This window comes from Brachybacterium ginsengisoli (genome assembly GCF_002407065.1).
In the GTDB taxonomy this organism is placed as follows: Bacteria; Actinomycetota; Actinomycetes; order Actinomycetales; family Dermabacteraceae; genus Brachybacterium; species Brachybacterium ginsengisoli.
In genome coordinates this window covers 3,057,273-3,080,652 of sequence record NZ_CP023564.1, presented here as the reverse complement: position 1 = coordinate 3,080,652, position 23,380 = coordinate 3,057,273, and the positions used below count along the sequence as shown (strand labels likewise).

General features: G+C 72.9%; 20 protein-coding genes. 14 read left to right on the top strand and 6 right to left on the bottom strand.

All coding sequences use genetic code 11. The features are described 5' to 3' along the window. Positions 1–27 precede the first annotated feature (27 nt). Positions 28–1,929 carry a penicillin-binding transpeptidase domain-containing protein gene (locus CFK41_RS13820; RefSeq protein WP_096800191.1) on the top strand — a complete coding sequence of 634 codons (1,902 nt, stop codon included), beginning with the start codon at positions 28–30 and terminating at the stop codon, positions 1,927–1,929. A gap of 4 nt (positions 1,930–1,933) precedes the next feature. Here the strand turns inward: CFK41_RS13820 and CFK41_RS13815 are convergent, their stop codons facing one another. Beyond that, positions 1,934–3,997: an NADPH-dependent 2,4-dienoyl-CoA reductase gene (locus tag CFK41_RS13815; protein WP_096800190.1), complete on the bottom strand. Its 2,064-nt coding sequence runs from the start codon at positions 3,995–3,997 to the stop codon at positions 1,934–1,936. Positions 3,998–4,096: 99 nt separating this feature from the next. Between CFK41_RS13815 and CFK41_RS13810 the strand changes: the two genes are divergently transcribed. Then, entirely contained in the window at positions 4,097–4,678 is a 582-nt protein-coding gene (locus CFK41_RS13810) for an isochorismatase family protein (RefSeq protein WP_096800189.1), read from the top strand. A gap of 7 nt (positions 4,679–4,685) precedes the next feature. On the opposite strand, the gene CFK41_RS13805 is transcribed toward CFK41_RS13810, so the two are convergent. Next, on the bottom strand, positions 4,686–6,083 hold the full coding sequence (locus CFK41_RS13805) for an HNH endonuclease signature motif containing protein (RefSeq protein ID WP_227873090.1): 1,398 nt from the start codon (positions 6,081–6,083) through the stop codon (positions 4,686–4,688). A 767-nt stretch (positions 6,084–6,850) separates the two neighbouring features. On the opposite strand from CFK41_RS13805, the gene CFK41_RS13800 reads away from it, so the two are divergent. Next, positions 6,851–8,077: an ATP-binding protein gene (locus CFK41_RS13800; RefSeq protein ID WP_227873089.1), complete on the top strand. Its 1,227-nt coding sequence runs from the start codon at positions 6,851–6,853 to the stop codon at positions 8,075–8,077. A gap of 25 nt (positions 8,078–8,102) precedes the next feature. Here CFK41_RS13800 and CFK41_RS13795 read toward each other — a convergent pair whose 3' ends face one another. Beyond that, positions 8,103–9,143 carry a MerR family transcriptional regulator gene (locus CFK41_RS13795; protein WP_096800188.1) on the bottom strand — a complete coding sequence of 347 codons (1,041 nt, stop codon included), beginning with the start codon at positions 9,141–9,143 and terminating at the stop codon, positions 8,103–8,105. Between the two features lie 146 nt (positions 9,144–9,289). On the opposite strand from CFK41_RS13795, the gene CFK41_RS13790 reads away from it, so the two are divergent. The 4 genes from CFK41_RS13790 (at position 9,290) to CFK41_RS13775 (ending at position 12,636) form a co-directional block, all read left to right on the top strand. Then, positions 9,290–10,330, top strand: a complete 1,041-nt coding sequence (locus tag CFK41_RS13790; protein ID WP_096800187.1) for a GNAT family N-acetyltransferase — start codon at positions 9,290–9,292, stop codon at positions 10,328–10,330. A 139-nt stretch (positions 10,331–10,469) separates the two neighbouring features. After that, positions 10,470–11,630, top strand: coding sequence for a beta-propeller fold lactonase family protein (locus CFK41_RS13785; RefSeq protein WP_227873088.1), 1,161 nt, complete (start codon positions 10,470–10,472; stop codon positions 11,628–11,630). A 14-nt stretch (positions 11,631–11,644) separates the two neighbouring features. Further along, positions 11,645–12,112, top strand: coding sequence for an SRPBCC family protein (locus CFK41_RS13780; RefSeq protein WP_227873087.1), 468 nt, complete (start codon positions 11,645–11,647; stop codon positions 12,110–12,112). 50 nt (positions 12,113–12,162) lie between these two features. Next, entirely contained in the window at positions 12,163–12,636 is a 474-nt protein-coding gene (locus CFK41_RS13775; protein WP_096800184.1) for a DnaJ family domain-containing protein, read from the top strand. A 1-nt stretch (position 12,637) separates the two neighbouring features. Here CFK41_RS13775 and CFK41_RS13770 read toward each other — a convergent pair whose 3' ends face one another. After that, entirely contained in the window at positions 12,638–13,534 is an 897-nt protein-coding gene (locus CFK41_RS13770) for a serine protein kinase RIO (protein ID WP_096800183.1), read from the bottom strand. A gap of 244 nt (positions 13,535–13,778) precedes the next feature. On the opposite strand from CFK41_RS13770, the gene CFK41_RS13765 reads away from it, so the two are divergent. Genes CFK41_RS13765 through CFK41_RS13755 form a run of 3 tightly spaced genes read left to right on the top strand, consistent with a single transcriptional unit; the run spans position 13,779 to position 16,975 of the window. After that, complete coding sequence (locus CFK41_RS13765; RefSeq protein ID WP_169928818.1) at positions 13,779–15,815, top strand: GxGYxYP domain-containing protein; 2,037 nt, start codon at positions 13,779–13,781, stop codon at positions 15,813–15,815. Positions 15,816–15,833: 18 nt separating this feature from the next. After that, complete coding sequence (locus CFK41_RS13760; protein ID WP_096800181.1) at positions 15,834–16,565, top strand: VOC family protein; 732 nt, start codon at positions 15,834–15,836, stop codon at positions 16,563–16,565. Then, a complete protein-coding gene (locus tag CFK41_RS13755) occupies positions 16,562–16,975 on the top strand; it encodes a DoxX family protein (RefSeq protein WP_096800180.1) in 414 nt (137 codons plus the stop codon). The genes CFK41_RS13760 and CFK41_RS13755 overlap by 4 nt, the downstream gene beginning before the upstream one ends. Here CFK41_RS13755 and CFK41_RS13750 read toward each other — a convergent pair. Then, entirely contained in the window at positions 16,893–18,131 is a 1,239-nt protein-coding gene (locus CFK41_RS13750; protein WP_096800179.1) for an MFS transporter, read from the bottom strand. The two genes, CFK41_RS13755 and CFK41_RS13750, sit on opposite strands and share 83 nt — an antisense overlap. An 80-nt stretch (positions 18,132–18,211) precedes the next feature. After that, positions 18,212–19,729 carry an amidohydrolase gene (locus CFK41_RS13745; protein WP_096800178.1) on the bottom strand — a complete coding sequence of 506 codons (1,518 nt, stop codon included), beginning with the start codon at positions 19,727–19,729 and terminating at the stop codon, positions 18,212–18,214. A gap of 104 nt (positions 19,730–19,833) precedes the next feature. Between CFK41_RS13745 and CFK41_RS13740 the strand changes: the two genes are divergently transcribed. Genes CFK41_RS13740 through CFK41_RS13725 form a run of 4 tightly spaced genes read left to right on the top strand, consistent with a single transcriptional unit; the run spans position 19,834 to position 23,354 of the window. Continuing rightward, a complete protein-coding gene (locus CFK41_RS13740) occupies positions 19,834–20,763 on the top strand; it encodes an ABC transporter ATP-binding protein (RefSeq protein WP_096800177.1) in 930 nt (309 codons plus the stop codon). Next, positions 20,760–21,548: an ABC transporter permease gene (locus CFK41_RS13735; protein ID WP_096800176.1), complete on the top strand. Its 789-nt coding sequence runs from the start codon at positions 20,760–20,762 to the stop codon at positions 21,546–21,548. Before CFK41_RS13740 ends, CFK41_RS13735 begins: the two co-directional genes overlap by 4 nt. A gap of 13 nt (positions 21,549–21,561) precedes the next feature. After that, positions 21,562–22,722, top strand: a complete 1,161-nt coding sequence (locus CFK41_RS13730) for a sensor histidine kinase (RefSeq protein ID WP_096800175.1) — start codon at positions 21,562–21,564, stop codon at positions 22,720–22,722. After that, complete coding sequence (locus CFK41_RS13725; RefSeq protein ID WP_096800174.1) at positions 22,719–23,354, top strand: response regulator transcription factor; 636 nt, start codon at positions 22,719–22,721, stop codon at positions 23,352–23,354. The genes CFK41_RS13730 and CFK41_RS13725 overlap by 4 nt, the downstream gene beginning before the upstream one ends. The last annotated feature ends 26 nt before the right edge of the window (positions 23,355–23,380 follow it).

The following is a 23,380-nucleotide window of genomic DNA, read 5'->3' as shown; positions in this document are numbered from 1 at the left end:
GGCGAGTCTAGGTGCGAGGATGGCGGCATGGCCCACGCTCCCGCCTCCCCGCGTCGCCGCGGACCCCTGCTCGCCCTCGTCGCCGTGCTGGTGATCGCAGCGCTGGTGGCCGCCTTCGTGCTCCTCCGCGACCGCTTCGGCGACGGCACCGAGGAGGCCGAGGCGCTCGCCGCCTCGCTCACCGCCGGTGAGGTCCCCGCCGGGGCCGACGCCGCCGAGCAGGAGCGCATCCTCGGACCGCTCCTCGAGGCCGGTGCCGTCCCGGAGGTCGCGCTCGCCGACCCCGGCAGCGTCGAGGACGACACCCGCACCGCCACCCTCGAGTGGACCTGGACCCTCCCCGACGAGGCCGGGACCTGGAAGTACACCACCGAGGCCACGCTGCATCGCGGGGACGGCGGCTGGAGCGCGGACCTCGCGCCGTCGGCCTACGCCCCCGGTCTCACCGCGACCGAGCACCTCGACCTCTCCTCCCTCGATCCGACGCTCGGCAGCGTCACCGACCGCGACGGCGAGGTGCTCTACGCCGAGCGCCCCGTGATCACCCTGGGCCTGGACAAGACCCAGCTGGAGGAGGACGAGCTCGAGCCCGCCGCGCGCAAGCTCGCCGACCTGCTCGGCATCGATCCGGACCGCTTCGCCACGAGCGTCGCCGACCACGGGCCGGAGGCTTTCGTCGCCGCGCTGACGATCCGCGAGGAGGCCGCCGGCGACTACCCGCTCTCGGACGCCGAGCAGGTCACCGGGTACCGCGCCGTGGACGGCACCCGGCCGCTCGCCCTGGAGCGCGCCTACGCCCCCGGGGTGCTCGGCTCCCTGCGCGAGGCGAGCGCCGAGGACATCGAGAAGTCCGACGGGAAGCTCGTGGCCGGCGACCTGGTCGCCAGCGGCGGCGTGGTCGGCGCGACCCAGGAGCAGCTGCTCGGCACCCCGGGCGTGCAGGTCGCGGCCGTCGACGAGGACAGCGACGCGAAGCGCGAGCTGCACCGCGTCGAGCCCACCGACGGGGAGAAGGTGCCGCTCACCCTCGACTCCGGCATGCAGGACGTCGCCACGTCGGCGATCGCCGACGAGGACTCCCCGTCGGCCGTGATCGTGCTGCAGCCCTCGACCGGCGATGTGCTCGCCGCCGCGCTCGGCCCCACCGGCCAGTCCTACCCGGTGGGTCTGGTGGGCCAGTACGCCCCCGGGTCGACCTTCAAGGCGGTCACGGCGCTCGGCCTGCTGCGGGCCGGCGTCACGCCGGACACCCCGGTGGAGTGCCCCGAGACCGCGACGGTCGCCGGTCGCAGCTTCAAGAACGCCGACTCGATGGACCCCTCCCTGTTCGGCACGATGCCGCTGCGCTCCGCGATCGCGCACTCGTGCAACACCGCGATGCTGCTCCAGCACGAGACGGTCGACCAGCCCGCGCTCGCCGACGCCGCGACCACCCTGGGCCTCGGCCAGGAGGCGCCGGCAGGGCTGGATGCCTTCATGGGCTCGATCGATCCGGCCGACGAGGGGGCCGAGCACGCCGCCGCGATGATGGGCCAGGGCCGCGTGCTCGCCTCGCCGCTGGCGATGGCGGTGGTGCTCGCGAGCATCCAGAAGGGGGAGACCGTGGCCCCGCGGATCCTCGCCGATCAGGAGCCGACCACCCCGGAGGTCCCGACCCCGCTCACCGAGGGGGAGGCGTCCCAGATGCAGGAGATGCTGCGCGGTGTCGTCACCGACGGCAGCCTCGACGACTTCGCGGACCTGCCCGGAGAGCCCGTGATCGGCAAGACCGGCACGGCCGAGTGGACGAACTCCGAGGGAGAGCTGAAGCTCCACTCGTGGGTCATCGTGGCCCAGGGCGATGTGGTGGTCGCGGCGTTCGTCGAGGACGGCAGCTACGGCTCCGTGTCCGCCGGACCGATCGCCCGCGAGGTGCTCGAGGGCATCTGAGGCACTACAGCCCCGCCACCACCTCGACGGCCTGACGGATCGCGCGCTCGGCGTCGAGCTCCGCGGCGAGGTCCGCCCCGCCGACCACGTGGACCCGCGGCGCGCGGCCCTTCCGGGCGGCGGTGACCTCGGCGGCCAGGGCGTCCACACTCACCTGCCCGGCGCACACCACCACGGTGTCCACCTCGAGCACCCGCTCCTCGCCGTCCTCGGTGATGTGCAGCCCCTGGTCGTCGACCCGTCGGTAGGTGACGCCGCGATGCTGGTGGATGCCGGCGTGGCGCAGCTCCGCGCGGTGCACCCAGCCGGTGGTGCGGCCGAGGCCGGCGCCGATCCGGGTCTCCTTGCGCTGCAGCAGGTGCACCTCGCGCTGCGCCTCCTCGACGGGGCGGGTGGCGACGCCTCCGCGGTGCTCCTCGTCGGCCGCGACCACGCCCCAATGGGACTTCCAGGCGGCGACGTCGAGGCTCGGGGAGGGGCGCGGTGCGCTGAGGAACTCCGCGACGTCGACGCCGATGCCGCCGGCGCCGATGATCGCGACCCGGTCACCGGCCTCGGCGCGGCCCTCGAGCAGGTCCACGTAGCTGATCACCTGGGGTCCGCCGTCGGAGGGCAGATCGATCTCGCGCGGTGCGACGCCGGTGGCGACGATGACGTCGTGGAACCCCTGGAGGTCGCTCGGCGTCGGCCGGGTCTCCAGCCGGATCCCGACGCCCGCGGCCGCGAGCCGCATCCGCCAGGAGGTCAGCGCCTGCGCGTAGTCCTCCTTGCCGGGGATGCGGGCGGCCAGCCGCAGCTGTCCGCCGATCTCGCTCGTCGCCTCGAAGAGGGTGACGATGTGTCCGCGCTCGGCGGCGGCGAGGGCCGCCTCGAGCCCTGCGGGCCCGGCGCCGACGACGGCGACCTTCCGCGCCCGACGGGGGATGACGGGCCTCAGCACCAGCTCGGTCTCGTGGCCGGCGCGCGGGTTGACCAGGCAGCTGGCCCGCTTTCCCTCGAAGACCTTGTCCAGGCAGGCCTGGTTGCAGGAGATGCAGGCGACGACCTGCGCGGCGCGGCTCTCCGCGAGCTTGCGCGGCAGGTGCGGGTCGGCGAGCAGCGGCCGGGCCATCGAGACGAGGTCCGCCTGGCCGGTGGCGAGGACCTGCTCCGCGACTGCGGGGTCGTGGATACGGTTCGAGGCGATGACCGGCACGTCCACCAGCTCGCGCAGCGCCGCGGTATTCTCGGCGAAGGCGGCGCGCGGCACGGAGGTGACGATCGTGGGTACGCGCGCCTCGTGCCAGCCGATGCCCGAGGAGAGCACGTCGACGCCGCGTTCGGTGAGGCCGCGGGCCAGGGCGGCGGTCTCCTCCCAGGTCTGGCCGCCGGGGACCAGGTCCAGCAGGGAGATCCGGTAGCTGAGCAGGGCGTCCTCGCCGATCGCCTCCCGCATGGCGGCGGCCACGGCGAGCGGCAGTGCGCGCCGTCCTTCGGCGTCGCGCCCCCAGCGGTCGCGGCGGCGGTTGGTCGCGGGGGCGAGGAACTGGTTTAGCAGGTAGCCCTCGGAGCCCATGATCTCCACGCCGTCGTACCCGGCGCCGATCGCGCGTCGGGCCGCCTCGGCGAAGTGCTCGACGGTGCGGTGCGCCCCGCGGCGGGTCAGGCGGCGCGCGCGGAACGGGGAGAGCGGCGACTTCCCGGCGGCGGAGGAGGCGGCCAGAGGGTGGAAGGCGTAGCGGCCGGCGTGCAGCAGCTGGAGCAGGATCCGCCCGTCGGCCTCGTGGACCTCGCGGGTGATGATCTCGTGGCGGCGCATCGTGCGGGCATCGGCCTGGGCGCCGCCGGGGGTCAGTCGACCGGTGCGGTCGGGGGAGAAGCCGCCGGTCACGATCAGGCCGACGCCGCCGCGGGCGCGCTCGCCGAGGTAGGCCGCGAGCTTCTTCGCGTCGGCCGGGCGGTCCTCGAGGCCCACGTGCATCGAGCCCATCACGATCCGGTTCCGCACCTCGAAGCGTCCCATGTCCAGCGGGGAGAGGAGGTGGGTGAGGTCGCGCGGCGCGGTGGGGTGGGGGAGCGACACTGACATGCCGCGATTGTGCCAGGGTCTGCCGACGGATCGGTACGCAGCCCTGCGTACCCTGGAACGGAGTCCTGTCGCCGGAGCGGAGTGCACGAGGAGAACCCCATGTCATCGAGCATGCTGATCGTCGTCGATGTCCAGAACGACTTCTGCGAGGGCGGTGCGCTCGGAGTCGACGGCGGAGCCGCGGTGGCGGCGGGGATCGCCGCCTTCGTGCGGTCACAGGGCGGACGGTACGACCGCGTCCTGGCCAGTCAGGACTGGCATCGCGGGGACACGGACAACGGCGGCCACTTCGCCGTCCCGCCCGCCGCACCCGATTTCGCCGACACCTGGCCGGTGCACTGCGTGGCGGGGACTCCCGGTGCGGCGCTGCATCCGGAGCTGGAGGGGCTCGCCCGCCTCGAGATCGCGCACAAGGGGTATGGCGTCCCCTCCTACAGCGCCCTCGAGGGGGCCGTGGTCGCGACCGGCGAATCGGTCCAGGAGCTGCTGTCCGAGGGTGACCGGGTGGACGTGGTGGGCCTCGCCTATGACTTCTGCGTCCGCGCGACGGCGCTCGGTGCGGCGGCGGCCGGTGCCTCGGTGCGGGTGCTGCGCGACCTGACCGCGGCGGTGCATGCCGATGGCGTCGCTGAGCTGGAGCGGGAGCTGACGGACGCGGGGGTCGAGATCGCGGCGTCATGACGCCCGGTCAGTAGGGCGGGTCGGGGTACTCGGGGGTGGCGCCGGGTGGGATGACGCGGCGGGTGTCGGGGCTGGGCCTGGTCCGGTCCTGGTTGGCCAGTGCTTGCTGGACGCGTCGGGTGCGTTGGTGGAGGGTCCAGGCCTGGTCGAGGGTCTTCACGGTCTCGGGGGTGAGGAGGTCGGTGTGTTCCCGGGTGCGGGCGCGGAGCGGCCCGATCTTCCAGGTCGTCTCGAGCGGTCCGGCGGGTGTGGTGCGGTCTTCGCGGGCAGGGTCGTCTCTCGGGTCGCGGTCGGGGTCGATGAGGCCGGCGGTCTTGAGCTGGTGGTGCTGCCAGCACAATCGGTGGAGGTTCCACAGCGAGGTGGGTCCGCCTCGGGCGGGGTGGTCGTGGTCGTACTCGATGATGTGGTCGTCCTCTGCCGCGAGCACGGTCGATCGGGTGCAGCCCGGTGCGGCGCAGACGGGGTGGCGCAGCCGGAGCTGGAGCCGCATCTGCGCCGAGGGCTGATACGTGGTCGCGTCGACGGGGAGGTGCGCGCCGGTGATCGGGTCGGTGAGGATCCGCTGCCAGGTCGTCTCCTTCCCGGCCAGGTCCCGGGCGAGCTCGGCCGGGATCGGTGTCATGCCCTCGAGCATCGCGGGTGAGTCATCCATGCCCAGCAGCGTCGTGACGGGCACGGTGACCAGGAGCTTGAACGGGGTGCGGGTCTCCTGGACCGGATCGATGTCCAGGATCGAGTGGGTGAGGATCGCGTATCTCAGGGCCCGCAGCGAGGCGGCTCTGCCGTTTTCGCGAAGGGACTCGTCGAGGTCGAACGGGATCGGCCCCTCCGTCCCGTCCTCGAGCATCGCCCGCTGAGTCTTCTGGACCGTGCGCGCAGCGAGATCGAGCCGGTGGGCGAGGCCCGTGATCTCCAGGATCGGGCCCGTCACCAGCAACGACGCGGTCCCCACCTCCGGGTCCACGCCCACGACCTCCACATCCCTGGAACTGGAAGGCGGGGCAGGGAGAGTGCCCGCGGTCGCGAGAGCGACCGCGACAGAGACCTGCTTGTCGAACGTCGCCAGGGAGATGGAGGGCAGCTCGACCTCGGCGATCCGGGCATCGACCTGCCGGACCTGCTCCTCGCTCAAGCGCCGCACCCGGCGCAGCAGGGATCGATGCCAGGCCTCGGGCAGGTCCCCGCGACGGAGGTACTCGAACGTCAGCGGCATCCACTCCACCGCCCGATACGCATCATGGACCTGCGAGGTGGCCTGAAGGTAGGAGCAGCGCAGCCCGGTCGCGATCTTCAACGCCGTCAGATCCGCGTCCTTCAGCAGGCCCTGCACCTCAGGATCCTCCCGGAAGAACACCGCCACCTGCCGCAGATGCTGGGCATGGAGACGGGCCCGCTGCCTCATCAGACCATGCAGAGATTCGACTCTGGCAGCCTCGATGGTGTCGGGCTCGACCTCCTGAACGACCCGCTCCCGCGTGAGCTCCTTACGGGCCCGGACCCGCCACTCCGGAAGGACCACCGACGAAGTGACCTCCGACAGAGCATCGTCGAGACGACCCGCGAGACCCGAAGCAGCGCCAGCAGCAGAGATGGGAACGGGGCCGCGCGGTGAAGCCGGCCCGGACCCTGAAGCCACCGACCCGTCGGCCGCACCATCCCGCTCGAACACCTCGACCCCCTCCTCGAACTCACCCATCACCACCACCCCCTCCCCACACTCGAAACACTCCCGCGAACCACCTCCGCAATAACCCCATTCTATTTCCCCGACACCCCTACTGAAGGATCATCGAGAAATGGGGACAAATCTGTGGATAACCACTGACTGTGGAGGAACGGTTCTGTGGATAACTCGACACTGTGGAGGAACGGTCGAGGTTGACGTCGGTGAGCCAGACTGTCTGTGCAGTTCATGGCACGAGCAGAGTGCTCCTTGATGACGGCACGAGGTCCGCGGGTGAGAGGTCCCCCTCGCGCCGCAGTGAACGGGCCCCTGTCGATCGGAGCGACTCGAAGCTGTCGTGGACGGAATGTCAGCAGCGCATTCCTGAATTCACTCCGATGTCATGGTGGAGGAAAGGTCGCCACCGTCGTTCCAGTCCCTCGATCGCACCGCCGCCAGCCCCGCCCCGCCTGTACATACACCGACATACGGCGCACCATGGCTCCATGGCGACCACCCCCTCGAAGCGCCCGCCCGCCCAGGCCCCCGCCCCGGCGCCCCGCGAGCCGAACCCCTTCACCCCGGGCTTCGGCCTGACCCCGATGATCCTCGCCGGCCGCGACGTGGCGATCGACGAGTTCACCGCCGCGCTGGCCGGGAACGTCCCCGAGGCCCGCGCGATCCTCATCTCGGGTGCCCGCGGCTCCGGCAAGACGGTGCTGCTCACCGAGTTCCGCGAGCTCGCGCTGGATGCCGGCTGGACCGACCTGCGGATGCACACCTCCTCGACCTCCCTCACGGACGAGCTGCGCAGCCAGGCGATCGCTCGCCTGCGGGAGCTGGACCCCGAGGCGGAGACCTCCCGCCTCACCTCTGCGCGGATCGCGAGCGTCAGCGCCTCTCGCGACATCGTCCAGCGCTACGAGGGAGAGGGGGAGGTGCTCTCGACGGTGCTGGACCGGCTCGCGGCCCTCACCGACGAGGACGGCGGCGGCCTGCTGATCACCCTCGACGAGCTGCAGTCCGTCGAGCACGACCAGCTCCACGCCCTCACCCAGCACGTGCAGGACCTGATCGGCTCCGGGCACGCGGTCGCCTTCCTCGCCGCGGGCGTGCGCACCGGAGTCGACGCGCTGCTGGACCACGAGCGCACCACCTTCCTGCGCCGCGCGCACCGCATCGAGGTGGGCAGCGTGGACGTCGGCACGGCGGCGGAGGCGATCCGGATGACGGTCGCGGACACCTCCCGCACCATCACCCCCGAGGCCGCGGTGCTCGCGGGCGAGATCTCGCACGGCTACCCGTACCTGATCCAGCTCGTCGGCTCCAAGGCCTGGCAGAACAGCGGCGACGCCCCGACGATCGAGATCGAGGACGTCCGCAGCGCCCGCGCCACCGTGGTCGCGGCGATGATCAAGAACGTCCACGGCCCGGCGCTGCGGGGCCTGAGCCAGCGCAAGCGCGAGTACCTCCTGGCGATGCTCGAGGACGAAGGTCCGTCGGCCGTCGGCGACATCGCGCGCCGCATGGGCATCGACCCCCGCAACCAGTCCACCTATCGCGAACGGCTGATCGAGGACGATCTGATCCGGCCTGCCGGGCGCGGGTACGTGGAGTACGCGCTGCCCTATCTCGACGAGGCGCTGCGCCACGAGGAGAAGGAGGGCGTGGGGGCGGATGTCGAGCCCGATCGGGGCGTCCGACGGTCGCACCGCGCCCGGCGCGATCGGTAGCCTGCTCCGCGCCCGGCGGCGACCCTCAGCTCCGGGCGAGCGCCAGGGCTACGTTGTCCAGCCCGCCGGCGGCGAGGGCCAGGTCGATCAGCGACTCCGCCAGCGCCTCGACGTCCTCCCCGCCGGTGATCGCCTCGGCCAGGGCCGACGGATCCACCACCGCGTGCAGCCCGTCGGTCGCCACGAGCACCAGATCGCCCGGCTCGAGCCGGCGCACCAGGAGGTCCGGGGCGGTGGGGGCGTCGGCCGCGAGGGCGCGGTTCAGCACGGCACGGTCGGGGTGCGCGGCCGCCTCGTCGGGGGAAAGGCGACCGGCGGCGAGCAGGGAGCGCACGTGGGTGTGGTCCTGCGTGACCGGCTCGATCCGGTCGCCGTGCACGAGCAGCACGCGGGAGTCGCCGATGTGCGCGACCTCCAGTCGGTCGCCCTCCAGCAGGGCGGCGGTGAGCGTCGATCCGGAGGCCCCGCCGTCCGGGACCAGCGCCTCCGCGGCGGCCCAGGCGGACTCGAGGGGGACGGCCCCCTCGAGCGCGTCCACGAAGGCGGTGAGGATCCCGGCGGCGAGGTCGTCGGTCGTTCCGAAGCCGTCGGCGACGGCGAGCAGGGTGCGCCCGCCGGGCAGCTCGCGCACGAGCACGGCGTCCTGCTGGGCGGAGCGCACGAGGCCCTGGTGCAGCGCCGAGGCGGTGCGGGGAGTGGTGGTCGAGGTGGTCATGAGGTTCTCCTGTGGGAGGTCCCCGAGGTCGTGGGCGAGGGCGGTGACGGCGGCGGCGCGGGAGAGGGCGTCGGCCTCCTCCTGCCGCCACCAGGAGCGCAGCTCCGCGGCGGCGGCGTCGCCGTCCAGATCGCAGAGCACGCCGATGCGGGCGAGCCCCATGCCGAGACCGCGCAGCGACGCGATGAGCCGAGCCCGCCCCACCTGGTCCGCCCCGTAGGAGCGGTAGCCGGTGAAGGGGTCGACCCGGCGCGGCACCAGCAGCCCCGACTCGTCGTAGAGGCGCAGCGCCTTGGGGCTCAGCCCGCTCGTGGCGGCCAGCTCCCCGATGCTCAGCAGCGTCTCGTCCATGCGATCCTCCGTCATGCCTCGCCCGGTCCCCCGGGCGCCGGGTCTCTCCCGGTGACCCCACGCTCGGGACTGCCCCGGGGGGAAGGTCAAGCGGATCCGAGGATATTCCGTCGACCAGCGATGATCGAGTGTGATCGACTGCGACCATGCATGTGACGATCCGTCCCCTGGACCCCACCTCCGACGCCGAGCTCGACCAGTACGCCGCGCTCGAGCGCGCCCTCGACGACCACACCTTCGGCGGCAGCCAGGCGCTCACCCGCGAGCAGACCCGCGCCGCGCTGACCGACTCCCCGTACTGGAGCACCCGGCGCTGGGTCGCGATCGCCGAGACGATCGAGGGCGGCGAGAGCCTGGTGGGCCGCGCCGCGGCCTTCGTGCCGCTGCAGGAGAACCTCGAGACCATCTCCGTCGGCGCCGCCGTGCACCCCGCCTTCCGCGGCCGCGGCATCGCGACCGCGCTGGTCGAGGAGGCGCTGCTGCCCGCGATCCGCGAGTCCGGCCGCCCCCTCGTGGAGGCCTACGGCGAGATCCCGGCCGACGGCGACGCCGACAGCCCGGACGAGCCTGTGAACCGCCTCGCGGCGCGCGTGGGCATCACGCGGAAGAACCTCGCCGTCTGCCGCGCGCTGCCGCTGCCGCTCGAGGAGTCGCTGCTGGACGCTCTGCAGGCGGAGGCCGAGGAGAAGCTCGGCGAGTACCGCGTGGAGCTGTGGGACGGCGACATCCCCGAGGAGCACCTGGCCGCCTACGGCCTGCTCCTGCGCCAGCTCGAGCTGGACGAGCCGGACGAGGACGTCGAGCACGAGGCGCCGGACTACACCCCGGAACGGCTGCGCGAGTCCGAGCGCCGGATGAAGGAGCAGGGCACCGCGCGGATCATCGCGGTCGCCGTCGCGCCCGACGGAAGCTTCGCGGGCAACTCCGAGGTGCATGTCCACGATTCCCCGGAGACCACTCTCGGCTGGCAGGAGAACACCCTGGTCATGCCCGAGCACCGTGGTCATCGGCTGGGCCTCGCGCTGAAGGTCGCCACGCACCGCCAGCTCCGCGAGCGGGCCCCGCAGCTGCGCTCGGTGGTCACCTGGAACTCTCACGTGAACCCCTGGATGATCGGCATCAACGAGAAGCTGGGCTATCGGATCCTGTTCCGGGAGCTGGTGCTGCAGGGCCGACCGGAGCTCTGAGCAGCCCGACACGCCGTCCCACCTCCCCGCCCGTGCCGCCGACCCCGCTAGGTTCGGCGGCATGGGAGGGGACCGACCTATGACAGTGCAGTCGAAGCACCGCCGGAGGACCCGTCGGGGGCGACCGCATGACCAGTTCATGATCGCCATGGCGATCCTGGCCCTCGTGATGGCCGGCGGCATGGTCGCCGGGATGATCACCCGTGCGGTCTCGCCCGACGGCGGGGAGTCCGCGGTGGGCGCCGAGCCCGCGCCGCCGCCCGGCGGTCCCTCGAACACCACCCGCATGGTGCATCTGGACCGCATCACCGGGGACATCTCGCCGAAGTCCGTGGTGGCGAGCCCCACCGGGACCGTCATCGCGAACAACATGATGTACAGCCACTCCTCGACGCTGTACGACGCGGACAGCCTCGAGCTCACCCACACCGTCGTCGACGAGGTGGACCTCTCGCAGTTCGGCGTCCCGGACCGCGCCGGGGTCACGCAGGGCGCTCCCGTGGAGGCCGCGTTCACGCCCGACGGGAAGCACGCCTACGTCTCCCAGTACCGGCTGCAGGGGCCCGGCGGGGGCGAGGTCGCGTTCGACGACTGCCGGGGCGGCGACGCCGTCGGCCGTTCGGCGGTCTTCCGCCTCGACGTCGCCTCCGGGACCTGGGACCAGGTCATCGAGGTGGGGCGGGTCCCCAAGTTCATCTCGCTCTCCGCCGACGGCACCCGGGCGCTGGTCTCGAACTGGTGCGACCGCACCGTCTCGGTGCTCGACCTCGACAAGGGTGAGGAGATCAGCGAGATCCCGGTGGACGCCGCGCCCCGGGGCAGCGTGATCCTCCCCGACAACCGCACCGCGTACGTGACCGCGATGTACGCCGACGAGCTGTACCGCGTCGACCTCGTCACCGGGGAGAGCGAGCTGGTGCTGGAGACCGGCCGCAAGCCCCGCCATCTGGTGCTCTCCCCGGATGCGAGCCGCCTCTACCTCACGGTCTCCGGGAGCGACGAGCTGATCGAGCTCGACGCCGCCACCGGTGAGGTGCTGCGCACCGCCGAGACCGGCCGCGAGCCGCGCACCATGGCGATCTCGCCCGACGGCCTCGCGCTCTACATCGTGAACTACTACGGCAGCAGCGTGTCCAAGATCGACACCGGCACCCTCGAGGAGATCCAGCGCGTCGAGGTGGGGGAGAACCCGATCGGCATCACCTACGAGCCCACGAAGGGGAGGGTCTGGGTCGCGAACTACGCCGGCTCGATCGACGTCTTCGACGACACCGCCCCTGGCGCGTCGACGGAGCCATGAGCAAGGATGGGGGCATGAGCCAGAGCGCCGAGGGCATCCTGACCGCCACCCGTGAGATCGCCGCCCCGGCGGAGGCGATCTTCGAGCTCATCGCCGATCCCGCCCTGCAGCCCCGCTGGGACGGGAACGACAACCTCGCCGAGGCGGCGCCCGGTCAGCGGGTGCACGCCGTGGGCGAGGTCTTCGTGATGACCAACCGCAACGGCGGCGTGCGCGACAACCACATCGTCGCCTTCGTCGAGGGCCGCGAGATCGCCTGGCGCCCCGCGCCGCACGGCGAGCAGCCGGCCGGGCACCAGTGGGGCTGGGAGCTCGATCCGCTCGAGGACGGCCGCACACGGGTCACCCATGTCTACGACTACTCCGCCCTCCCTCCCTCGCAGGAGAAGCGCCTGGCCAAGGCGCGGGCGATGACGCCCGAGAACCTCCTCGCGTCGATCGATCGCCTCGCCGCCCTGGCCGAGGAGGGCGGGGACTCCTGAGCACTCCCGAGGATCCGCCGCGCGTCGACCCGAGGACCCTCGGGCCGGCGATGGATCCCGACGTCGCACGGGTCGAGTCGGTGATCGACCAGGCGATCGCCCGGGGCGACTTCGACGACCTGCCGGGCGCCGGCCAGCCGCTGGACCTGCCGGCGGCGCATGACCCCGACTGGTGGATCAACCAGCGACTGGCCGACGGCACGATCGATCGCCAGGCCCTGCTGCCCGTGGTCGTCCTGCTGCGCAAGGAGTACGAGGACCGCGACGCGACCCTCGCCGAGCTGACCACCGAGCGCGCCGCCCGCGACTACGCCGAGGACTTCACCGCGCGCGTCCACGAGGACCGCCGCCGCAACCCTTTCCAGCGCATGCTCGCCCCCGCCTGGGAACCCGACGACGCCGCCGCGCGGTGGCGGCAGGTGCGCTCGCGGCGGGCGCCGGACACTGCGCCGGCGCCTGCGCCTGTGGAGGAGACGACCGGCGCAGAGCGCCGCGGCTGGTGGCCGTTCGGCCGACGGGGGTAGGTCAGGCCTCCCAGCCGCGCCAGGCCGCGGCGAACCATTCCTCGGAGTCGGTCAGGGCGTCGGGCGCTCCGTGGGCGCGCAGCCAGGTGCAGACGTTCGTGCAGTCCCTCCGCAGGAAGTCGGAGCCGTTCGGGTTCGCGATCAGGTCCAGGACCTGCGGCACGTCGATGATCACGGGGTCGGGCTCCGCCATCCTCGAGTCGGCGAGGATGTTGTACGGGGAGAGGTCGCCGTGGACCAGCCCGAGCTGGGCGAGGTCGATGACCGCGCCGCGCAGCAGCTCGGCCCAGCGGGTGATCGTCGCGGCGTCTGGTGAGGTCTCCTGCAGGCGCGGAGCGGCGATCGCTCCGCGCTCGTCATCGGTGCCGATGAACTCCATGAGCAGCTCCGTGCCCATGATCTGCACGGGATAGGGGACCGGCAGCCCGGCGGACCACAGCCGGCCCAGCACGTCGAACTCGGTGCGCGCCCACTGCGAGGCCGCGACCTGCTTGCCGAAGGCGCTTCCCTTCGCGATGGCGCGGCCCTCGCGGGAATCCTTGGTGCGTCGACCCTCGGTGTAGGCGTTGGATCGGTGGAAGGTGGAGTGCTCGGGGGAGCGGTAGCGCTTGGCGACCATCAGCACGGCCTCGCCCGGGGCACCGGTGAGGTGCTCCTCGGGCAGGGCGCGCTCGAGCAGGAAGGCGTCGGCCTCCTTGCCCGTCTTGAGGATTCCGAGCTCGGTGTCGATCGCCCCGTCGTGCTGGACCACCCAGTCGGGGAAGGGCTGCGGCCCGCGGTCGAGGACGTGGGCCGTCTCGGGCCAGGTGGACCAGCGCTGGTCGTCGTCGAGCTCGCCGACGGTGAGGGTGTACATGGACTTCGCGAAGAAGGCGTCCGCGTCGAAGGACGTGGTCATGAGGGGGTCTCCTGAGAGGGGGCGCCCGCTCTCAGCAGGGCGCGTGGGTGGGGAGGACGGCAGGGGTCAGCACGGCGACGCTCATCTGCTCCTCCTTCCCTCAGGGCCGACCCGTTCGGGTCGGCGACGGGTCCACCGTAGAGGCTCGGCGCCCACGGCTCCAGCGAATATTCGCGAGGACCCTTCCCACGTTGCACTGATGCGGTTAACCTCGAGGCCCCTCTCCCCCGATCAGGAGTCGACGATGACGTCCGACCTGCATCATCCCCAGCCCTCCGTCCCCTTCTCGCGCCGCGCGGTGCTCGCGGGGTCCGTCGGCGCCGCGGCGCTCGGCCTCGGCGCGGGCCTCCCCGCGCAGGCCGACGGCCCACCGGCCGCCAGGGCCGTGCACTGGAGGCGCGGGCACGTGTTCCCTTCGTTCAGCGCCACCGGGAAGACCGTGGTCGCCGACCTCCGCGACCTCGACGGCTTCGATCGGCTGCTGCTGATCACCCTGCAGGGGCTCGTGAATCGCGACCGTCCCGAGATCTATCTGGTGCTCGATCCGGTCGACGAGACCTGGATCCCGGACCTGCCGGTGCGCGCCAGCCGGGTCGAGGACCCCTTCTCCCTGCTCGAGACCTACCGCGACCTGGTCGCCGGGGCCGTGGTCTACGACATGGACTCCCCGCACACGATCAACCTCGCCACCACCCTCGCCGGCCTGCGCGGCGGCATCGTCGCGAGCGCCGAGCAGGTGGAGGAGCACGGGCTGGAGGTCCTCGAGGACCTCACCGGCCGGTTCGAGGACGACCCGGCGGCGGTGCACGACTGGGCGATGTCGACCCTCTGGCCCGAATGCACCCGCGAGGTGCTCGTGGGGCTGCCTCCCACCCACACGGTCACCGTCGAGGGCGTGGAGTGGACCGAGCTGCTGCGGGAGGAGGAGCGGGTCACCGACTCCTCGAACCTCGACACCTACACCGTGGACCTCTCGGGCTTCCTCGGCGCCGAGGCGATCTTCCTGCGCCTGAGCGACGCCTTCCCCCAGGACGGCTGGGGGCCTGCCGTGCACTCCGTCGAGGTGACCGCGGACGGCGCGGTGATCGCCTCCTTCGTCCCCGGCACCGACGAGGAGGCCCCGTTCCTCTTCGACGGCAGCGGCTCCTCGACCAAGGAGGGCCTGCGCTTCGCCGACGGCGGCGGGAAGTTCATCTACCGCGTCGAGGTGCCCGCGGGGACGACGCAGATCAGCGCCGCGGTCGAGGTGGAGAACCAGTTCGTGATCTCCGCGACCGATCAGGCGCCCACCCGCATCGAGCCGTTCGCCTCCTTCCGGGACTTCCCGGTCGCGACCGGGGCGCTGGTCAGCTGGCTGCCGCCCTCGGGGGCCAGCGGGAGCCAGTTCGAGGATCTCCTGGAGCAGGTCGAGCCCGGAACCGTGTACGCGGGCTGGTTCTCGAACGACGTCTCGGGCGAATGGTCCGGGGTGGAGCTGTGCAGCCGCGCCGGGGTGATCGTCGTGGCGGCGGACTTCTACGTCAACGCGAGCGTGCTCTCCGCGATCCGCGCGAGCACCCGCGCCACCCCCGCGCAGCGGTCGTCGGCCGCCCCGGAGAGCCGCACCTACCTGACCCTCACGATCGGGGAGGGGGACAACATCCAGTACTGCCAGCGGCACATGCGCGAGCTCTGGGACGATCCCGGCCGCGGGGCCGTGCCGATGAACTGGACCGTGTCCCCGCTGCTGGAGGACATCGGCCCGGCGCTGCTCCACCACTTCCAGAGCACCGCGACCGAGAACGACCTCCTGGTGTGCGGGCCCTCGGGGGCGGGGTACACCTACGGCGACTCCTGGCCCGAGGAGGAGCTCGGCGTGTTCACCCGGCTCTCCGGCCAGTACCAGGAGCGCACCGGGCTCGACGTGGTCTACGCCTACTCCACCCCGGTGCCCGGCGGAGCCCCGCCGATCCTGCCCGACCGCGTGCTGGAGTCCTATGCGCAGGACGTCGATCTGCGCGGGATCATCCAGACCGACGAGGGCGGCAGGATCTCCGAGCCCGGAGCGGCCGTGCCCCTGATCGGCACCTTCTACCCGCCCGGCGGCGTCGAGGAGTTCCGCACCGAGCTGCTGGCGAGGATCCAGGAGCACGGCGGCGACGGCCCGCTCTTCCTGGCCGGCCTCATCAACGCCTGGAACTGGACCCCGAGCGACGTCGTCGAGCTCGTCCAGAGCCTCCCCGAGGAGGTGGAGGTGGTCCTGGCCGACGAGTTCTTCGACCTGTTCGCGCAGACGGCGTAGGAGGCGCACACTGTCCCCATGTTCCTCGAGAACCTCGGCATCGACGCCCTCGATCCTCTGCGCGCGGGCCGCTTCTGGGAGGCGGCCCTCGGTACCACGACGCTCACGGCGGAGCCGGACATCGTCGAGACCCGTCTGCAGATCACGGGGGAGGCGTACCTGGACCTGTGCTTCGCGCGGGTGCCGGAGGTGAACCGGGCCCCACAGCGACTCCACCTCGACCTCCGCGGTGGGGAGGATCAGGAGGCGATCGCCGAGCGTCTGCGCTCGCTCGGCGCGAGCGACCTCGACATCGGCCAGGGCGAGGTGCCGTGGACCGTGCTCGGCGACGTCGAGGGCGGGGCGTTCTGCGTGATGGAGGAGCGGGAGGCCTACCGGGACACCGGCCCGATCGCAGCGCTGCCGATGGACTCCGCGGACCCGCAGCGCGATGTGGAGTTCTGGGCGTGGCTGAGCGCCTGGGTGCCCGCCGAGGGCGGCGCCCCGACGACGCTGCGTCACCCCTCGCGGCGCGGCCCGCTGCTCGAGCTGTGCCCGGAGCCGGAGCCGAAGCGGCCCGGGGCCAAGAACCCGATCCACCTCGACGTGCGGCTCGAGCCGGGAGAGGACCCGGACGAGGTCGCCGCCGGGATCGCCGCGCGCGGCGGGCAGGAGCTCCATCCCGACTGGGGCGATCTGCCCTGGCGCGTCTTCCAGGACCCGTCCGGCAACGACTTCTGCGTGCTGCCCGCCCCGGGAGCGGCCTCGTGAGCCGCGGCAGGCGCACCGCGGTCTTCCTCACCGCGCTGCTCGGCGGTGCCGGGGTGATGCACCTCGTGCGTCCTGAGCCCTTCGATCGGATCGTGCCACCCGCCCTTCCCGGACCGGCGCGGACCTGGACCTATGCCTCCGGGGCGGCGGAGCTGGCGGTCGCAGCCCTGCTCGCCGTGCCGCGCACTCGCCACCTCGGCGGGCTCGCCGCGGCCGCGCTGTTCCTCGCCGTGTTCCCCGCGAACCTGCAGATGGCGCACGACTGGCGGGACGCCCCGAGGCGACGGCGCGCGATCGCCCGGGGCAGGCTCCCGTTCCAGGGGGTGCTCATCGCACAGGCTCTGCATGTGGCGCGGGCTCGACAGGAGCGGCCTGACGCCTCCGGGGCAGCAGCAGCCCCGAGAGGATGAGGCCCACCACGCCCACCAGCAGCGCCTCCCGCACCCCGATCGCGGTGGCCAGCAGGCCGGCGAACAGGGCGAACAGCGGCGCGGCGCCGCGAGAGGCGAGGGTGAAGGCCGTGGTCACCCGCACCATGTACCGATCCTCCGTGGCCTCCATCCGCACCGCGGAGTACACCGGGCGGAACACGCCCGCCGCCACGAGCAGCGCGGAGGTCGCCACCACGTAGAGCACCAGGCCCGCCACCCCTCCCGGCAGGAACGGCAGGACCAGCAGCGGCAGGCCCCGCAGCAGACCGGACCACAGCATCGTGCGGTGCTCGCCGAGTCGGCGGGAGACCCGAGGCGCGAGCCACGAGCCGAGCAGACCGCCCAGGCTCGGCGCCGCCAGCGCGATCCCGAACTGCCAGGCGGGCAGGTCCAGACCCCGCAGCAGGAGCACCAGCTCGAGCGGCCCGATCCAGGCCACGAAGGCGGCGAACAGGGTCGCGTTCAGCAGCAGCGGGCGCAGCGTGGGATGCGAGGCCGCGATCGCGAACCCCGCCCCGGCCTCGGCGAGGAAGTGCCGGGTCCCGGGATCAGGCGGCTCCGGCTCTGGCCGCTGGATCCTGCTGATCCCGAGGGCGGAGGCGATCATGCCCAGGGACTGCAGGGCCAGGGTGACCGTGGTGCCCAGCAGCTGCACGATCGCGCCGCCGAGCGCCGGGCCCAGGGTGTTGAACAGCCAGAACGTCGACTCGAGCTTCCCCAGCGCCTCGGTGCGGTGCTCGACCGGCACGAGGTTCTTCAGATGCGCGGCGGAGGCGCCGCCGAACACGATCCCGCCCAGCGCCCCGATCGCGGAGACCGCGACCAGCTGCCAGAAGCTGAGGATCCCCAGCAGCGCCGCGAGCGGCACCGAGGCGAACAGCGCCGCCCGCACCAGATCGGCGGTGATCATCACCGGGCGCCTGCGCCGTGCCTCGAGGAACGGCCCCATCGGCAGCGCGACCACCGCGCCGATCAGCCCGGCCGCCGCGGCGAGGATCGAGACCTGCAGGGTGGAGGCGTCCAGGGTGCGCACGGCGATCAGCGGCAGGGCGCCCATCGCCAGCGCCGTGCCGGCGTCGGACATCGCCCGGGCGAACCACAGCCTGCGAAAATCGGCGTCCAGCCCCGTCGTCATCCGCGCCCCTCGCCCCGTCGTGGAGGAGACACGCTACGCAGGCGCTCGCCGCCCGCACCGCTCGACGCGCCGAGGGAGGCTCAGCGCTGCGACTCGAGCCGTCCGGCCACCACTGTCGCGAGCGGGTCCGTCGCCCGCAGCTGCTCGGCGGCCTCCCGCGCCGCGGACTCGACCATCAGGCCGTCGGCCCCACTGGGGACGTCGGCGAAGAGGGCGTCGGCGTGCTCGAGCAGCACCACATCGGCCGGACCGCCCACCTGGAGTGCGGTGATGCCGTCGGTCGAGGCGGCGAGGGCCTCGCACGGCTGGAGCTGCTGGGAGGGATGCCAGGCGGGGCGGTCGTCGGCGCTGCGATGCACCGCGGCGGCCATCGCCAGCCACGGGTCCAGCGGCGCGACCGGCGCATCGGAGCCGAGGGCGAGCTGCACGCCCTGCTCGCGCAGGTCCCGCAGCCGGAACGCGCGGGCGCCGTGGCCGGGCCAGACGGCCTCGGTCGCGTCCCGGTCGTCCAGCAGATGCGCGGGCTGCACGGAGGCGACCACGCCGAGGGCGGCCATGGCGGCGATGTCCTCGTCGGTGAGCATCTGGGCGTGCTCGATCCGGGCGGGGAGGCCCACGGCGCGGATCGCCCCGAGGGCCACCTGCGCAGCGGCGTCCCCGATCGCGTGCACCGCCGCGGTGAGACCCAGAGCCTTCGCCTGCGCGAGGGCCTCGCGCAGCGCCTCGGGCCCCACGCTCAGCACCCCGCGCCCGGCATAGCCGTGACCGTCGGTGTACGCCTCGCGGGTGTAGGCGGAGTGGGAGCCCAGCGCGCCGTCCACGATCACCTTCAGCGGTCCCATCGTCACCAGGCCCCGCGCATCGAGCACGGTGCCGGTGGGCCCCGGCACGGCCGCGAGCTCCTCCGGGTAGGCGGCGGTGCGGATCCGCAGCCGCGGAGAGCGGTGCGGCCAGCTCTCCCACGGCCGGCCCCACTCCATGTCCGTCACGCCCACGACCCCGCGCTGCAGGGCCTGGCGCTGCAGCATCGCGGCCCCGGTCGCGAGCGCGTCGGCGACGCCGGGCAGCTCGGGCAGCCGCGGGGCGAGCACGAACCACTCGTCCTCCGCGACGATCCCGTCGCGCGCGGGCAGGCCGAGCGCGGTCAGGGCGGCGGAGTTCATCCAGGCGTGGTGGGCGTCGCCGCCGATCAGCACCGTCGGCACCGTGCCGGTGGCCTCGTCGAGCGCGGGCACGGTGGGGCGGATCGCGAAGTCCACCAGGCGGTGCCCGAAGCCGATGAGGGCCTGGTCCCCGATGCGCCGCTCGCGCCGGGAGGCGAGCTCGGCGCGCACCAGCTCGAGGATCACCCCCACGCTGCCCGCCCCCGAGGTGTCCAGCCGCGAGTGGGCCTGGGCCAGCTGGCCGCTGTGGATGTGCTGGTCCCACAGCCCGGGGATCGCGAGGGCGCCCCCGCCCTCCAGCACGCTCTCGCCGCCGACGGGCTCGAGGTCGGGGGCGACCTCCACCAGCACGCCGTCACGGCTGCGCAGGTCCACGGGTCGCCGCGGCGCCCGGCCCGTCGCCGCATCGAGCGGCCGCACCTGTCTGATCAGCACCGATCCAGGGTAGCCCGGTCCGTGCCCGAGTCATGACGGCTGTCATGGTGCGGTCGTGACCGTCGGGACTTCGACGGCGACGCGGCGCCGGGAAGGCTTGCCCCATGACCACCACGATGAACGACACCGCAGCGCTCTCCCTGCGCGGCGTCACCCGGAGCTACGGCCCGGTGCGCGCCCTGGACGGACTGGACCTCGAGATCCGCCCCGGCGAGATCGTGGCCCTGCTGGGCCCCAACGGCGCCGGGAAGTCCACCGCGATGGAGATGATGGTGGGGCTCGCGACCCCGGAGAGCGGCACCGTGCGCGTGCTGGGCACCGATCCCTCCACCGCCACCCGCACCGGGCTCATCGGCACCATGCTCCAGGCCGGGGCCCTGCTGCCGGACCAGCGGGTCCGCACCATGCTGCGGATGCTCAGCTCCCTGCAGGCCCACCCGATGCCGATGGAGGAGGTCGTCGCCCAGGCGGACATCGCCGAGCTCATGCCCCGACGCATGGGGACGCTCTCCGGCGGTCAGGCCCAGCGGGTCCGCTTCGCGGTCGCCCTGCTCGGGGATCCCCGGGTGCTGCTGCTGGACGAGCCGACGGTGGGCATGGACATCGGCGCGCGGCGCGCCTTCTGGGAGCAGATGCGCCAGGTCGCCGCGACCGGCCGCACCATCGTCTTCGCCACCCATCATCTCGACGAAGCCGAGCGCGAAGCCGGGCGCGTGGTGGTCCTGGACGGCGGGCGCGTGGTCGCCGACGGCACCGGCGCCGAGATCAGCGCCGTCGTCGCCGGAAGGGTGCTCACCCTGCGCGGCGCGAGCCCGGAGCAGGTCGCCGCCCTGCCCGGCGTCTCTCGCGCCGCGGCCGACGAGACCGCTCCCGGGCGGGTCCGCGCCGCCTGCACCGACTCCGACGCCGCGCTCGCCGCCCTGTTCACCGGCCCCCTGGCCGGGCACGTCCACGAGGTGATGGTCTCCGCGCCAGGCCTCGAGGAGGCATTCCTGAGGATCACCGACCACCAGATCGAGGAGCAGACCCGATGAGCACCACGACCGCCGTCCCCGCCCCGCGGACCGATGCGGCGCCGTCGGCCGCGACCCGCACCGTGCGCTACGCGCTGCACACCACCGGCATGACGCTCACGAACGTCATGTTCACCGTGTTCACCATCGCCCTGCCGGTGGGGATGTATCTGCTTTTCGGAATGATGTTCGGCCAGGAGGGCGGCGGAGCGGCGCGCGGCATGATCATGGTGAACATGGCCGCGTACGGCGGCCTCGGCGCCGCCGTCACCGCCGGCACCCAGATCCAGGAGGACCAGCGCAACGGCTTCCTGCGCCAGCTCATCGTGGCGGGGCTGTCCCCGGCCTCGTTCCTGGCCGGCTCCGTGATGGCCGCGAGCGCTGTCATCGGCCCCGCCCTGCTCGCGGTGACCCTGGTGGGCGTCGCGACCGGGGTCGAGGCGGGTCCGGCGGAGCTGCTCGCCACGCTCGTGGTGCTGTGGCTGGGGCTGCTGCCCACGATCCTCGTCGGGATCGCCTTGGGGATGCTGCTGAAGGGCGGGGCCGCGATGGCCGGCGGCGTCATCACGATGATGGCGATGGCGATCTTCGGCGGGCTGTGGATGCCGCTGGAGGCCTTTCCGGAGTGGATGCAGTCCTTCGGCCGGTGGATGCCCACCTACTGGATCTCGCGCCTGGGCGCCTGGGCGCTGCAGGACGGGGAGCTGCCGGCCGTCGGGCTGCTGGTGATCGCCGCCTGGACCCTCGTGCTCGGCGTGCTGTGCGCCGTCGGCCTGCGACGGGCCGTGGGCCTGCGGCGGCGCTGACACAATGAGCGCCATGACTGCTCCCGAGGCACCGGCATGGGGCGCCCGAGCGCGGGGCGAGGACGAGCAGGATCCGGCCTCCCGGCCCCTGACCCCGCGGGCGATCCATCGCGCCGCCCGCGCCTCCGGCGGGCTGGCCTTCTCGATCCCGCCCGTCCTGTTCGTCGCGATCCCGATCTACTACGCCTGGAGCGAGGGCAGCGCTCCGGCCGCCGCCCTCGTGACCGTGATGCTGCTCGTCTACGGCGCGGCGTTCATGTACTGCTGCGGGATCGCCCTGTACCCGCCGCGGGTGCGGCTGGCATGGTTCGCAGGATGCACCGCCCTGCTGCTGGCGCTGATCCCGATCCTCGGCGAGAACGTGCTGTACATGGTGATGTTCCAGGCCATGACGCATGTGCTGCTGCTGCCCTGGCGCTGGGCGGTCCCCACGATGATCGCCATGAGCCTCGCGATCTTCTCGCTCTCGATCGCGCTGGGCATCTACATCGCCGCCGGGCTCGCGGCGATGGGCATGCTGATGGCCTGGGGGATCGGCTACGGCATCCGCCAGCAGCTGCTCCAGGAGCAGCTCGAGGCCGCCCAGCACCGCAACGCCGTGCTCGCCGTCGCGGCGGAGCGCGAGCGGATCGGCCGCGACCTGCACGACCTGGTGGGGCACTCCCTCACCTCGCTGACCATCTCGGCGCAGCTCGCCCGACGACTGCTGGATCGGGACCCCGAGGCGGCCCGCGAGCAGCTGATGCACATCGAGAGCACCGTCCGCCAGGCCCTCGCCGACGTGCGCGCGACCGCCTCGGGCATGCAGCACGTGCGCGCCGCGACCGAGATCGCCTCCGCTCGCACCGTGCTGTCCACCATCGGCATCCAGGCCGAGGTCCCCACCGCCCTGCCGCCCCTGCACGACGACCTCTCGGAGCTGTTCGGCTACGTGATCCGCGAGGGCGTCACCAACATCGTGCGCCACTCCCGCGCCACCACCGCCGCGATCTCCGTCGACGAGGAGTCCGTGACGGTCCAGGACGACGGCGTCGGGATCCCCGACGGCGCGGGCCGCAGCGGGCTGCGCGGCCTGGAGGCGCGGCTCGCCCTGGCCGGGGGCCGGCTCGAGGTGCGCTCCTCGGAGACCGGCACGCGCCTGCATGCCGTCGTCGGCCGGGAGGAGGCGCGATGATCCGCCTCGTGGTCGCCGACGACCAGGCCATCCTCCGCCAGGGGCTGGTGGCGCTGCTGCGGCTGGAGGGTGACCTCGAGGTGGTGGGGGAGGCGGCCGACGGGGCGGGCACGCTCGCGGCCGTCGCCGAGCATCGCCCCGACGTGCTGCTGCTGGACGTGCAGATGCCCGCCGGCACCACCGCCGAGGGCGGCCCCGGCCCGGAGGACGGCATCGCCGTGGCCCGGCAGCTGCAGGGAGCCGACGGAGCACCGCGGATCATCGTGCTCACCACCTTCGGGCGCGCCGGCTATCTGCGCCGCACCATGGAGGCCGGGGCGCAGGGCTTCATGGTCAAGGACACCCCCGTCGAGCAGCTGGTCGATGCGATCCGGCGGGTCCGCCAGGGACTGCGCGTGGTGGATCCGGAGCTCGCCGCCCAGTCCCTCGCCGTCGGCCCCAGCCCGCTGACCGCGAAGGAGACCGAGGTGCTGCAGGCGACCGCCGCCGGGGGCACCACCGCCCGGATCGCCGCGAGCCTCTTCCTCTCCGAGGGCACGGTGCGCAACCATCTCTCGGCCGTGATCGGCAAGCTCGGCGTCACCAACCGTGCCGAGGCCGTGAGGACCGCCTCGGACAACGGCTGGATCTGACCGGCGGGGAGGAAGCGCGTAGCCTT